Origin of the sequence: Gluconobacter cerevisiae (assembly GCF_015244675.1) — a bacterium.
GTDB lineage: Bacteria > Pseudomonadota > Alphaproteobacteria > Acetobacterales > Acetobacteraceae > Gluconobacter > Gluconobacter cerevisiae.
Genome location: NZ_JABCQO010000005.1, coordinates 187,884 through 201,219, shown reverse-complemented (window position 1 = coordinate 201,219; position 13,336 = coordinate 187,884). Strand labels below are relative to the sequence as shown.

The window sequence follows — 13,336 nt, the reverse complement described above, 5'->3', positions numbered from 1 at the left end:
CTGGCGACGTGTTGCGACCCGATATGACCGCTGCGCTCATACATTCATGTCCGCAATCCACATCGCAGCAAGCGTCATCTTCTACCTCAAAGAATGAGTCCTGAGCCTAGGAGTCTTTCTGCATCGAGGGGGCCACGCAAAAGGGAAGCGATATCCCTCAGCGTGTAGCCGGGCCGTTTCAGGAGCAGGATGTGCGTTAGCGTTCCGATATCGACTGCTTCATAGGCGCGACGCCCGTTTTCTGAGCGTCGGGGGTGAAGCAGGCCTGCAGTTTCGAAATGACGCAGTGCCCGGGGAGGGACGCCGGGTGCGAGCGCGAGTTCGCCGATTGTCAGGATTCGTGTGGTCATCATCATGCTCCTGACGCGACATCAAGGGTGATGACGTTACGTCAGGAGCAAGCAGAAATTTACTTCTGCCGTTTTTCTTCTTCTTCCGTGACTTCACCGACGTCACGGCGGGTCTGATTTTCGTCCTCCAGCGGGGCCGTGGCCTTGTCGCCCATGGCCAGAAGGGCGGCGGTGATGGGAGAGGCGAGGATCAGGCCGGGGGCACCCAGAATGGAGCCAAAGACCGTCTGCGAGAGGATGGCCATCGCGGGTGGCATGTGGACGGCGCGGCGCTGGATCAGTGGGGCGAGGACGTTGCCCTCGAAGAACTGGATCACGCAGTAGAGGATGGCGACGAACAGGCCCTCATGTGTGCCGAGGGACAGACCAAGCAGAACGGCGGGCACGGCACCGAGAATGGCGCCGATATAGGGTATGAAATTACACAGACCCGCCACGACCCCGAGCGCCAGTGCGAGCGGGACGCCAATCAACGACAGGCCGATGCCTGAGAGGATGCCGACTACGAGCATGTCCAGCGCCTGTCCGGCAGTCCACGCCCAGAGGGTGGCACCGGCGGTCAGCATCAGTTCACGCGCGGCGGGACGGTGTTGCGTAGGGACGAGGCGCAGCATTCCGTCGATATAGACGGCGGGGCTAAGGGCGAAATACAGACCGGCGATCAGAATGACCAGAAGTGTTCCGATGATGCCGAAAACACTGCTGAGAAGGCCCGTGACTGAGCCCGCCAGCCCTGATCCCAGCGAACCGAGACCTCCTGTGCCGGCAGCATTGCCCCCGAGTGACGAGGGCAGATGATCGAGAACCATCTGGCCAATCGTGGAGCCGGAAAGATGGGCGCGGAGTTCACCCGACTGGGTGATCAGCGCCTGTTTGAGACGGATGAACTGGTCGCTGATGGAGGGGCCGCTACTCCAGCCAAGGCCGATCATGGCGACGAGGATCACGACGGTCACGAGGGCGACCGCACCCTGATAGGGAATGACGGGAACGTGACGCCGGAGCATGCGGGCAAGTCCATGCAGGACGATTGCCACGAGAGCGGACGCAAAGATCACGGCCAGAACATCGCCGATCAGCCAGATGGCGAGCAGCATCAGGGTCAGGGCCAGCGTAATCCGCATCAGCCCGGCAATTCTGGACAGCTCCCGCGCGCGGGGTTCCGTTTCGCTGCGTTCTGCTGGATCGGAAAAAGAGATGCGCATGGGGAAGTCAGTCCTGGGATCAGTCGTTGACGACTGGCTTATGGGGAGTGGCAGGGAGGGTCAATAACCCCCCGTAGAAGACAGTGTTGCGTGAAGGCCCCCGAAAGGCTCAGGCCGTCGCATCTTCCAGTTCGGCCTGCGCTTCGAGCCAGCTTTCCTCAATAGTTTCAAGGTTGGCGTTGAGTGCGGCAAGATGCACGTTCAGGGAGGTCAGTTCCGCAGCATCGCCGGACTGATACAGGGCAGGATCGGCCAGCCGGGCCTCGATCTTTTTCTTTTCGCCGGAAAGCTGGGTCATTTTGGCTTCGGCATCGCGGATTTTCCGACGCAGCGGTGCGAGGGCGCGGGTCTGCTCCTTGCGGTCGATGCGTTTCTGGGCAGACGCTGTGCTGCCATCTGCTGACGCCGTGGCGGCTTTGCTGCGTTCCGCTATCTCGGCACGCGCCTTGCGGGCACGTTCGAGAAGCCAGGCACGGTATTCGGCCATGTCACCATCAAATGGTGAGATCGTGCCGTCCTCGACCAGCCAGAAACGGTCGGCGACGGATTCCACGAGGTGGCTGTCATGGCTGATGAGGACGACCGCTCCTTCGAACGCTGACAGAGCGCGGATCAAAGCGTCTCGGGCATCGAGATCCAGATGGTTGGTCGGTTCGTCGAGGATCAGCAGGTGTGGAGCTTCGCGGGTGGACAGGGCGAGGAGCAGACGTGCCTTTTCACCGCCAGAGAGTTCACCGACTTTGGTTTCGGCGCGATTTTCGTCGAGGCCGAACCGGGCGAGTTGCGCGCGGACCGCAGCGGGGAGCGCGTCCGGCATGGCACGGCTCATATGGTCGATGGGCGTGTCGGTCAGGACGAGTTCATCGCTCTGATGCTGGGCGAAATAGCCGATTTTCAGCTTGGGCGAATGGCTGTAGGTGCCCGACATCGGTTCCAGCCGACCCGCGAGCAGCTTGGCGAAAGTGGATTTGCCACGGCCGTTCTGGCCGAGAAGGGCGATCCGGTCTTCCATATCCAGACGCTGGTTCAGTCCCTTGAGCACGACGCGCCCGTCATAGCCAAGGCTGACATTGTTCAGGCTCAGCATTGGCGGCGGTAAAGGCTGCGGCTCGGGGAAAGAGAAGCGGGTGGGGGTGTCTTCCACGACGCTCTCGATCTGGGGAAGGCGTTCGAGGGCTTTCAGGCGGGCCTGCGCCTGTTTGGCTTTGGTGGCCTTGGCGCGGAAACGGTCTACAAAGGACTGCATATGCGCGCGCTGGGCGGAAATACGTTCTGCGGCCCGGTTCTGCTGGAGGGCCTGTTCCGTGCGGATACGGACGAAATTATCGTAGCCGCCGGGGGTGACGCTGATTTTCTGGTGATCGAGATGGGCGATGGCATCAACGGTGTTGTCGAGCAGGGAGCGATCATGGCTGACGATAATGGCCGCACCAGAGAACTTCGCGAGCCAGGATTCCAGCCAGAGCGTGGCTTCAATATCGAGATGGTTCGTCGGTTCGTCGAGCAGCAGCAGATCGGGGTTCAGGAACAGGGCCGTGGCGAGGGAGACGCGCATCCGCCAGCCACCAGAGAAGTCCGAGACGGCACGATTCTGGGCATCCTGATCGAAGCCGAGGCCCGACAGGATGGCACCGGCACGGGCAGGAGCCGTGTAGGCGTCGATGGCGATGAGGCGGTCGTGCACGTCTGCGATACGGGCAGGGTCGGTCGCGGTCTCGGCTTCCGTGAGTAGCCGTGTACGCTCGAGGTCGCCTTCGAGAACCGTATCGAGAATGGACGTGCTGCCTGAGGGTGTTTCCTGTTTGACGCGGCCCATTGTGGCGCGGGCGGCGAGGGTGATGGTGCCACCATCGGGGACGAAATCACCGGCAATCGCGGCCAGAAGGGTGGATTTTCCGGCGCCGTTCCTGCCGATCAGGCCGATCTTGCGTCCCGGGTCCACACTGAGGGACGCATTGTCCAGCAGGGAACGGCCCGCGATGCGGAGGGTCAGGTCGGTAATGGTGAGCAGGCTCACGGGCGCCTCGATCAGTCGGGAGAAAAGAAACAGGTCGGTTAAAATACTGCGACAGACCTATCAGGAACGATGAATTTGCTCTAGTGGAACGGCGGTATTGACCCGCTGGTCCAGCGAGGACCGGTCCTAACAGGAGAAGAAAGATGGCTCTCGAGCGCACGCTTTCCATCATCAAGCCCGACGCCACCAAGCGTAACCTGACCGGCAAGATCAATGCCGTGTTTGAAGACGCTGGCCTGCGTATCGTTGCCCAGAAGCGCATCCACCTGACCGAGAAGCAGGCTGGCGCTTTCTACGCAGTTCACAAGGAGCGTCCGTTCTACGGCAGCCTCGTGTCCTCCATGATTGCCGAGCCGGTTGTCGTGCAGGTTCTGCAGGGTGAAGGCGCCGTCGCCAAGAACCGCGAAGTCATGGGTGCGACGAACCCGGCCGACGCTGCTGAAGGCACCGTTCGCAAGCTGTTCGCCGAGAGCATCGAAGCCAACTCCGTGCACGGCTCTGACAGCCTTGAGAACGCGAAGAACGAAATCTCCTTCTTCTTCGCCGAGACGGAAATTCTGCCGTAATTTTTACGACAGAGAGTTTGTTCTCAATAAATAAAGGCGCGGACTTCGGTCCGCGCCTTTTTTGTTCGGAGACGCTGGACGTCTCTTACTTCGCAAAAACGTCGCAGATCATTTCGAGCACGTCCGGGTAGAGCAGGTGTTCCTGTTCCAGCACGCGGGCGGCAAGGGTTTCTGGCGTATCGGTTTCGAGAACGGGAACGCTGGCCTGTCCGAGGATGGGGCCTTCGTCCACGCCGGAAGTCACGAGGTGGACGGTGCAGCCATGTTCTTTCGCGCCAGCCTTGAGGGCGGCTTCGTGGGTGTGCAGGCCGGGGAAAGCGGGCAGGAGGCTCGGGTGGATGTTGAGCATCCTGTCTTCCCACGCATTGACCAGCCACGGTGTCAGGACCCGCATATATCCCGCGAGGACGACCAGCATGGCGCCGGACGCCTGAAGGGCTGCATCGATTTCGCGTTCGTGGGCTTCGCGGTCCGTACCGAAAGGCTTGTGGTCGATGACAAGGGTTTTAAGGCCCGCTTCTTCGGCGACTTGAAGGCCAGGTGCGTCAGGGCGATTGCTGAGGACCAGCACGATTTCGGCGGGATAGTCCGGTCGGGCGCAGGCCTCAATCAGGGCACGCATATTGCTGCCGCGACCGCTGATGAGGATCGCGACGGGGACTTTCTCGGTCTTTTTAAGCGCGTTTTTGACGGGGGGCTTGGTTCTGTTTCTGACGGGCGGCTTCTTCATGCGAAGGAGACCGGTGCGGTCAGGGTGTAGGCGTCGTCGGAGCGGACGATCTGACCCATGAAGAAGCCGGTTTCGCCGCGTGCATCCAGTTCCGCCATGACCTTTTCAGGTTCGGACGTGACGAGCACCATGCCGATGCCGCAGTTAAAGACGCGGAGCATTTCGTCAGCGGCTACGTTGCCGGTTTTGGCCAGCCAGCGGAAGACGGACGGGACGACCCATGCGGCACCGTCAATGCGGACGCCGAGGCCTTCGGGCAGGACGCGCGGCAGGTTGCCCGGCAGGCCGCCACCAGTGATGTGGGCGCAGCCGTTCAGCAGGCCCTTGGCGTGCAGGTCCAGAACCGTGCGGACATAGAGTTTCGTGGGCGTCAGCAGGGCTTCGGCCAGCGTGTGACCTTCGGCGAAAGGAGCGGGATCGTTCCAGCCGAGGCCGGAGCGACGCACGACTTCGCGGACCAGAGAGAAGCCGTTGGAATGAACGCCGGAGGAGGGCAGGCCGATCAGCGTGTCGCCTTCGGCGATGTTGGCGGGGAGCAGACTGTTGCGCTCGGCCGCGCCAACACTGAAGCCCGCGAGATCGTAATGGCCGGGGGCGTACATGCCGGGCATTTCAGCCGTTTCGCCACCGACGAGGGCGCAGCCGGATTCGGCGCAGCCCTTGGCGATGCCCTTCACGACCGTTGCAGCGGCCTCGACGGAGAGTTTCCCGGTGGCGAGATAGTCCAGGAAGAAGAGCGGGGTGGCACCCTGCACAACGAGATCGTTGACGCACATGGCGACGAGGTCGATCCCGACATCATCGTGCTTGCCGGCCTCGATGGCGACCATCAGCTTTGTGCCGACGCCATCGGTGCAGCTGACGAGGACGGGATCTGTAAAGCCTGCGGCCTTCAGATCGAAAAGCGCGCCGAAGCCGCCGAGGCCGCCCATCGTGCCGGGACGGTTCGTGGCTTTGGCTGCGGGCTTGATCGCGTCGACCAGTGCATCGCCTGCGGCAATGTCCACGCCAGCCTGTGCGTAGCTTGCGCCGCCGGTCGTGCTGTGGTTCGTGCCCTGGCTCGATCCGGGGGCGATATCAGGCTGATCGGTCATGGTCGAAAGGTTCCCGCTGGTTGACGTGACGCCGTTCTAGAGCATCCTGCGCGCTGGCGGAACGCCTGTTTGACGGTGCTACGGCATGAAAAAGGGGGCTGCGATGACGAAACGGGATGTGGACGGGGGTTCCGGAAGGCCCGCAGCTACCCAGATGGCGTTTCCGCTGCGTCGGGTAACGGCGATGACGTCCGACCGTTTCATTAATGGTCCGTCGAATGTGGCGGCGCGGGCATGGCTGGCGCGCAGTCAGTGGCCGGATGGGCGTTTATGGCTCTGGGGGCCTTCAGGAACGGGGAAGACGCATCTCCTGACGGCATGGGCGCACGAACATGACGCTACGGTGCTGGATGCACGGCTGTTCTCCACGTCCTCTGCGGGAGGGCGGATCCGGGTTCAGGGAAATCTTGCGATCGACAATGCCGATTCGCCGGGCGATGAGGCGACCATGCTGCATCTGCTGAACGATGCGTTCTCTCAGGGCGATCGCGTTCTGATGGCGGGGCGCCTGCCGCCGTCGCGCAGTCATTTCATGTTGCCCGATCTGGCGAGCCGTCTGCGGGCGACAGCCACGACTGCGACGGGTGAGCCCGAGGACGATCTGCGGGCGACGCTGCTTCTGTCGCTGCTGGCGGACCGGCAGCTTGTTGTGTCGCAATCAGTGACGGACTGGCTGTGGCGGCATCTGCCGCGGACGGGCAATGCGCTGGTTTCGGCGGTAGAGCGGCTGGACGAGGCGGCACTGGTGCGTAAGCAGCCCATCACGCGGGCTCTGGCGCTTGAAATGCTGCCGGATCTGCTGACGCCGGAGGAGTAGGTGTCACGGACGTGACACAAAAACTCTGTTTGACATGCCAATCCCGAGGCATGACCTTTGATGTGAATTGTATATCCGTGTGTTCCGGAAGGCCCCATTGTGACGACTGAAGATTCCCGGCCCGCGCCGCGCCGCCGCTCCCCCCGCAAGCCCCGCAGTGCAGTGACACCCGCCCAGAACCGCAGCCGTCGTCGGCAGACCCCCGCTGTTCGTGCGGAAGATTACGCGCGCATGTCGACGTCGCCGGAGCGCTTTCTGAACCGCGAGCTTTCATGGCTGGATTTCAACGAACGTGTCATTGACGAGGCCGAGAACGCCCATAACCCTCTGTTGGAGCGGGTGCGGTTCCTGTCGATCAGCTCCAGTAATCTGGACGAGTTCTATTCTGTCCGTGTGGCAGGGCTTGTGGGACAGGTGCGCGAAGGCATGGTCGTGCGCAGCCCGGATGGGCTGACACCCATCCAGCAGCTTGCGCAGGTGCGGCAGAAGGCGCGGCATCTTCTGGCCGAGCAGCAGCGTGTCTGGCATGTGCTCGAAGGGGAGCTGAAGGACGCGGGGATCGTTATCCTGCCGACCGACTCGTTGGACGAGACGGATCTGGCGCAGCTTTCCACGCTGTTCGACGAGCGGGTCTTCCCGGTGCTGACACCGATGGCGGTCGATCCGTCCCATCCGCTCCCTTTTATTCCGAATATGGGCCTGGCGCTGCATATGCGTCTGAAGGATGCCACGTCCTCAACCCATGTCATGGATGGTCTGATCCTGCTTCCCGCGCAGGTTCCGCGTTTCCTGCGGCTCCCGGCGCGGTTGAAGGAAGGGCAGGAAACACCTGACCAGATTCGCTTCGTGTTACTCGAAGATCTCATCACGCTATTTGCCGGACGGCTGTTTCCGGGGCTGGTGATCGGGGCTGCGGGTGTATTGCGCGTGATCCGCGATACGGATGTGGAGTTCGAGGACGAGGCCGAAGATCTGGTTCGGTCTTATGAAACGGCGCTGAAGCAGCGTCGGCGTGGCGTATGCATTCACCTCGCGCTGGACCGCAAGCTGCCGGACACGCTGGGTCGTGAGATGGGCGAAGAGCTGGGCGTGGGTGAGGAGGACGTGGTCGTTCTCCCGTGCTTCGTCGGCGTGACCGATCTCAAGCAACTGATCGTGGATGACCGCCCGGATCTGGTGTTTCCGGTCTATACGCCGCGCTTTCCCGAGCGGGTTCTGGATTATGACGGCGACTGTTTCGCGGCGATCCGGGCGAAGGACATGCTGGTCCATCATCCGTTCGAGAGCTTTGATGTGGTGGTGCAGTTCCTGCGTCAGGCCGCGCTGGACCCGAATGTGCTGGCGATCAAGCAGACGCTGTATCGCACATCCCGCGACAGCCCGATCGTTCATGCGCTGATTGAAGCAGCAGAGGCCGGGAAGTCGGTCACGGCGATGGTCGAACTGCGGGCCCGGTTTGACGAGGAAGCCAACATCCGCCTGTCTCGTGCGCTTGAAGCGGCGGGCGTGCAGGTCGTGTTCGGCTTCGCGCATCTCAAGACCCATGCCAAGCTGAGTCTTGTGGTCCGTCGCGAGAACGGCTCGCTCCGGTCCTATGCGCATTTCGGAACGGGCAATTACCATCCGATCACGGCGCGGATTTATACGGATCTGTCGTTCTTCACCTGTGACCCGAAGCTGGCTTCAGATTCGGCGCGCCTGTTCAACTATATGACGGGCTATGCCATCCCCGCGAAAATGGATGCGCTGGCCTTCTCGCCCATCACCATCCGCTCCACGCTGGAACAGCTCATTCAGGACGAAATCGACCATGTGCAGGAGGGGCGGCCGGGGCGGATCTGGTTGAAAATGAACAGCCTCGTGGATGCCGAACTGATCGACAAGCTCTACGAAGCCTCGCAGGCCGGAGTGAAAATTATTGGGATTATTCGCGGAATCTGCTGTCTGCGGCCCGGTGTGCCAGGGCTTTCGGATAATATTGAAATCAAGTCGATTGTCGGGCGTTTTCTGGAACATTCTCGGGTTTTCGCGTTCGGAAACGGGCATCGGATGCCGTCCGCTAAGGCAAAAGTTTTCATTTCTTCGGCAGACTGGATGGTGCGGAACATGGACTGGAGGGTAGAAGCCATGGTGCCCATCACGAACCCGACGGTCCATGCGCAGATTCTTGGCCAGATCATGACGATGAACATCAAGGACAACCTTCAGAGCTGGACGCTCACGAGGGACGGCTACTGGCATCGGGTTTCGCCGGGCGCACATCCGTTCTCCGCCCACGAATACTTCATGAACAATCCGTCCCTGTCCGGCCGAGGCTCGGCTGCGCGGGAGAAGGTCCTTCCGGAGGCACATCGCCCCCGTGAGCGGCCCGACAGGATTTTGGAAGACTGATTTTCATGTCCTCATCTGCACAGCGTTCCGCCATTGTCGATCTTGGGTCCAACTCGGTCCGGCTGGTTGTTTTTGAAGGGGTGACGCGCAATCCCCTTCCGATTTTCAACGAGAAAGCCACGCTCAAACTGGGGCGCGGACTGGATGTGACCGGGCGCCTCAATGACGAAGGCGTTACGCTGGCGATGGACGTGCTGGGGCGGTTCCATACCGTCGCCCGTGCCATGGGAGCCGAGCCTTTCGAGGTTCTCGCCACAGCGGCTGTTCGCGATGCGACCAATGGACCGGATTTCGTGGATGCCATTCGGGCGCGGATGCCGGGTGTGCCGATCCGCGTTCTGGAAGGAACGGAAGAAGCCGATTACGCGGCCCGTGGCGTTCTGTGCGGGCTGCCGGAAGCGAATGGACTGGTTGCGGATATCGGCGGCGGTTCGCTGGAACTGATCCATGTTGCGGATAGCCAGTATTTTGAGGCCGTGACGACCAAGCTTGGCGTGATCCGACTGCATGACCGCGCCAAGGGCAGCATTGAGCGGGCAGCGGAAATTGCGAACGAGCTTCTGGCGGAGGTGAACTGGCTGCCGGGGATGACCGGGCGACCGCTTTATCTTGTGGGCGGGGCGTTTCGTGCGCTGGCGCGGCTTCAGATCGCGCGGACACAGTATCCATTAAACCTGGTGCATCTGTTCACTCTTTCCGAAGGGGAAGCACGGGAAATGGCGGACTGGGTGATCAGTTCCCCGCGCCGGACCCTTGAAAAAATGCCGGGGGCCCCACGCAAACGTCTGGCGGATGTGCCATTTGCGGCAGTGGTGCTGCGTTGTCTGATGGAGCGTGTCCGTCCGTCCAAGGTCGTGTTCAGTGTCGATGGACTGCGCGAAGGCTGGTACATGCGCCATGTGGCGTCCTCTGTCGCGGATCTTGATCCGATGACGGATCTGGCAACGGAAATGGCCAATCGTCTTGCCCGCAGCGCCTCTCTTGCAGAACCGCTGGTGAGTTGGACAGCGCCGCTGTTCCGGGACGAGACACGGACCCAGAAACGCCTGCGTGAACTGGCGTGCATGTTTTCCGATATTGGCTCCTATGATCATCCCGAATATCGGGTCGAACAAACCTATCGACGGGTAATGTATGGTCATGGTGTCGGTTTCGATCACAGTGCGCGGGCTTTTATCGGGCTGACGCTTGCCGTGCGTTATGAAGTGTCGATGGATTCTCCCCTCATCGAACCTTCCCGGCAGCTTCTGTCGCGTTCTGAGATCGAGCGTGCGGTGCGTCTGGGCCTCGCGCTCAGGCTGGCCTATACACTCTGCGCGGGGACGAAAGTCCTTCTGGATGAGTGCAGGCTTCTCGTGGAAGACGGAACGCTCGTGCTGGTTCTGGGCGCGCGCAGCGTGCGGGCAGCGGGCAGTGCAGTCCGTCGTCGCTTCGAGAGGCTCGCGGCTGCGATGCAGCTTGAATGTCAGGTTAGGGAAGAATGACTTTGCGGGATTACGGGACGGCAGCCAGGTTAGGTCTTGTTGCGGCGGTAGCGGTTTTCGGACTGTCCGGCTGCGGAAAATCCCACGACCGGGGCGCGCTGTGGAAAGTCGTTCACGGGCGCTGCGCTGTGGATGCGTATCATAAGCCCTGCACGGTTTATGACGAAAAAGACGGCTATGCCCTTCTCAAGGACCAGACCGGTCGCGGGCAGTATCTGGTGATCCCGACGCAGAAGGTTCCGGGCGTTGAAGATCCCGTCCTATTGAAGCCTGAGACGCCGAATTATTTCGCGGAGGCTTGGGGCGAGCGTGCGCATGTGGCGCAGTCCTACGGGTTTGAAATCCCTGATTCGCATCTGTCGATGGCCATCAATTCACGTCCGGGGCGCACGCAGGACCAGTTGCATATCCATCTGGATTGTCTGACGTCCTATGCGCGTGCCGAACTCGACAAGAACATGATTACCGAAGACTGGTCTCTGGTCTCGCTATACGGGCATCCTTATCGGGCGCGGATTGTGGCATCTCTGGAGCCGTCGCCGTTCCGGGTGATTGCCGCTGATGACATGTCCATCCATACGCTCGTCATCACCCCGGCAAAGCATGGCGGGTTCATCCTGCTCGATGACATGGCGCATGTGCTCGATCACGGATCGGGCGAAGAGCTTCAGGACCATGAATGTCATCTCGATGATCCGCACCACAAGACCATGATCATGGATGGCATGGATATGGGGCAGCATCCCAACGGCATGATGTAAGACAGCTTTGGGTTGTCCGGGGATTCTGGGTGTGGCAAGGTTCGATCAATCTCGAACAATTGACATTCCCGGAGACCGGTCTTGAACCTGGCAGCGAAATCGTCCCCGAACTGGCCTCTGCTCTCGCTCGCTGTTGGCGCCTTTGCCATCGGCACCACAGAATTTACGCCGATGGGCCTTCTGCCCGTCATTGCGCATGGTCTTCAGGTCAGTGTGCCCAAGGCGGGTGGGCTGGTGACGGCTTATGCGGTTGGCGTGATGCTGGGCGCGCCCGTCATTACGCTGCTGATGGCGCGTTTTCGGCGCAAACTGGCCCTGATCCTGCTAATGGGGCTGTATGTGGCAGGAAATCTGCTGTCTGCGGTTTCCGCCAGCTATGATCTGCTGTTTGCCTCACGTGTCCTAACCAGTCTGGCGCATGGGGCGTTTTTCGGTCTAGGGGCCGTGGAGGCTTCGCTGTCCGTTGCGCCAGCGCGTCGGGCGAGTGCGGTGGCGTCCATGTTTATGGGGCTGACGATCGCCAATATTATCGGCGTTCCGGCCATGACGTGGCTCGGGCTGAATTTCGGCTGGCACAGTGCATTCGGCGTCACGGCGATACTGGGGCTCGTGACCATGTTGGCCGTACAGTTTGCTTTACCTGCGCGGGAGGTTGGTCCGGCACCGGAAGTCGGGCGTGAATTGCGGGTTCTCGTGAAGGGCAACGTGCTTCTGGCGCTGCTGACGACCGCGATCGGCGCGGGGGCGATGTTCGTGCTCTACACCTATATCGCGCCGATCCTCGAACACATCACCCATGCCAGCCCGACCATTATCACTCTGGCACTGATGCTAACCGGAGTGGGGTTCTCGATCGGGAACGCCATTGGCGGCCGGAGCGCAGATCGCTCTCTGGACGGAAGCCTGCTGGTCTTTTTCCCCATTCTTGGCGTGATCATGCTGATTTTTCCGTGGATGGCGCAGAGCGTACCGGGGGCGCTTTTTGCGGCGTTGCTGTGGGGTGCGGCGACCTTTGCGCTCATGCCTGCGCTTCAGATGCGGGTGATGCAGGCCGCGCATGATGCGCCTGCGCTGGCGTCGTCCATGAATATCGGGGCGTTCAACCTTGGCAATGCGATCGGTGCGGCTCTGGGAGGGATCGCGCTGTCCATGGGGTTGGGCTATGGCGGTGTGTCCGTCATCGGTACGGCTCTGGCGCTGGTCGGGGTCGGGCTTGTTCTTCTGTCACGAAAGGTGGCTCCTCCATGATCCGTTCCCTCCTGCTCGCCACCAGCCTGTTTATTGCGCCTCTTTCAGCACTGGCCGCGCAGCCTGCGAATGTTGGCGATGCCATTATGGCTGCCAGTGCCTATCACGACAGCGGCGATTATCAGCGCGACTTCGACGCCGTGGTTACTCAGGCGCATCAGTGGATCGACGAGACGGCGCCCAAGACGCGCCATCCCGCGATCGTTCTGGATATCGATGAGACGACGCTGTCCAACTGGGACGAAATCCGCGCCGATGATTTCGGCTATATTCCGGCTGGTCCGTGCGACGCCCTGCCCAAAGGGCCTTGTGGTGCGATCGCGTGGGAAAAGAGTGGTCGTGCACCGGCTTTCGCGTCCACGCTGGCATTGATTGAGGATGCACAGGCCCATCATGTCGCTGTGTTTTTCGTGACAGGGCGGCATGAGGACGAGCGGGACCAGACCGAGCGGAACCTGCATCTGGCGGGAATTCAGCACTGGGACGGGTTGTATCTGCGCCCGATGACCTCCCACGGATATGCTGCTTTGTACAAGGCGCCGACGCGAGAGCGGATTGAGCGCAAGGGTTATACGATCATTGCAAGCCTCGGGGATCAGCCGTCCGATCTGAGTGGAGGTTTTGCGAAAAAGACTTTCCTGCTGCCGAATCCGTTCTATCGCATTCCGTAACG

12 protein-coding genes and 1 pseudogene are annotated in these 13,336 nt (G+C 61.2%); 8 read left to right on the top strand and 5 right to left on the bottom strand.

Features of this window, described 5'->3' with window-relative positions; translation table 11 throughout:
* Positions 1–97 (top strand): annotated as a pseudogene (locus HKD21_RS08315) (IS5/IS1182 family transposase); the annotation flags it as partial.
* Here the strand turns inward: HKD21_RS08315 and HKD21_RS08310 are convergent.
* The 3 genes from HKD21_RS08310 to HKD21_RS08300 form a co-directional block, all read right to left on the bottom strand.
* Entirely contained in the window at positions 87–350 is a 264-nt protein-coding gene (locus HKD21_RS08310; protein ID WP_228121179.1) for a MerR family transcriptional regulator, read from the bottom strand. The pseudogene HKD21_RS08315 and the gene HKD21_RS08310 overlap by 11 nt on opposite strands.
* Positions 351–409: 59 nt before the next feature.
* On the bottom strand, positions 410–1,555 hold the full coding sequence (locus HKD21_RS08305; RefSeq protein ID WP_194255230.1) for an AI-2E family transporter: 1,146 nt from the start codon (positions 1,553–1,555) through the stop codon (positions 410–412).
* A gap of 109 nt (positions 1,556–1,664) precedes the next feature.
* The gene (locus tag HKD21_RS08300) at positions 1,665–3,572 is read right to left on the bottom strand and encodes an ABC-F family ATP-binding cassette domain-containing protein (RefSeq protein WP_194255229.1); all 1,908 of its coding nucleotides are present in this window, start codon (positions 3,570–3,572) and stop codon (positions 1,665–1,667) included.
* Positions 3,573–3,715: 143 nt separating this feature from the next.
* Between HKD21_RS08300 and ndk the strand changes: the two genes are divergently transcribed.
* Positions 3,716–4,138, top strand: coding sequence for a nucleoside-diphosphate kinase (ndk, locus tag HKD21_RS08295; RefSeq protein WP_062030848.1), 423 nt, complete (start codon positions 3,716–3,718; stop codon positions 4,136–4,138).
* An 85-nt stretch (positions 4,139–4,223) separates the two neighbouring features.
* On the opposite strand, the gene purN is transcribed toward ndk, so the two are convergent.
* Complete coding sequence (gene purN, locus HKD21_RS08290; RefSeq protein WP_194255228.1) at positions 4,224–4,868, bottom strand: phosphoribosylglycinamide formyltransferase; 645 nt, start codon at positions 4,866–4,868, stop codon at positions 4,224–4,226.
* Entirely contained in the window at positions 4,865–5,962 is a 1,098-nt protein-coding gene (purM, locus tag HKD21_RS08285) for a phosphoribosylformylglycinamidine cyclo-ligase (RefSeq protein WP_194255227.1), read from the bottom strand. Before purM ends, purN begins: the two co-directional genes overlap by 4 nt.
* A gap of 103 nt (positions 5,963–6,065) precedes the next feature.
* Here purM and HKD21_RS08280 point away from each other — a divergent pair, with 103 nt between their 5' ends.
* From HKD21_RS08280 to HKD21_RS08255, 6 genes are all read left to right on the top strand, one after another.
* Entirely contained in the window at positions 6,066–6,779 is a 714-nt protein-coding gene (locus HKD21_RS08280) for a DnaA/Hda family protein (RefSeq protein ID WP_194255226.1), read from the top strand.
* A 231-nt stretch (positions 6,780–7,010) separates the two neighbouring features.
* On the top strand, positions 7,011–9,170 hold the full coding sequence (locus HKD21_RS08275; protein ID WP_228121201.1) for an RNA degradosome polyphosphate kinase: 2,160 nt from the start codon (positions 7,011–7,013) through the stop codon (positions 9,168–9,170).
* Positions 9,171–9,175: 5 nt separating this feature from the next.
* Entirely contained in the window at positions 9,176–10,654 is a 1,479-nt protein-coding gene (locus tag HKD21_RS08270; protein ID WP_194255224.1) for a Ppx/GppA family phosphatase, read from the top strand.
* Positions 10,651–11,415, top strand: coding sequence for a CDP-diacylglycerol diphosphatase (locus HKD21_RS08265; RefSeq protein ID WP_194255223.1), 765 nt, complete (start codon positions 10,651–10,653; stop codon positions 11,413–11,415). The genes HKD21_RS08270 and HKD21_RS08265 overlap by 4 nt, the downstream gene beginning before the upstream one ends.
* Positions 11,416–11,496: 81 nt before the next feature.
* Positions 11,497–12,663, top strand: a complete 1,167-nt coding sequence (locus HKD21_RS08260) for an MFS transporter (RefSeq protein ID WP_194255222.1) — start codon at positions 11,497–11,499, stop codon at positions 12,661–12,663.
* Positions 12,660–13,334, top strand: coding sequence for an HAD family acid phosphatase (locus HKD21_RS08255; RefSeq protein WP_194255221.1), 675 nt, complete (start codon positions 12,660–12,662; stop codon positions 13,332–13,334). Before HKD21_RS08260 ends, HKD21_RS08255 begins: the two co-directional genes overlap by 4 nt.
* Positions 13,335–13,336: the final 2 nt, after the last annotated feature.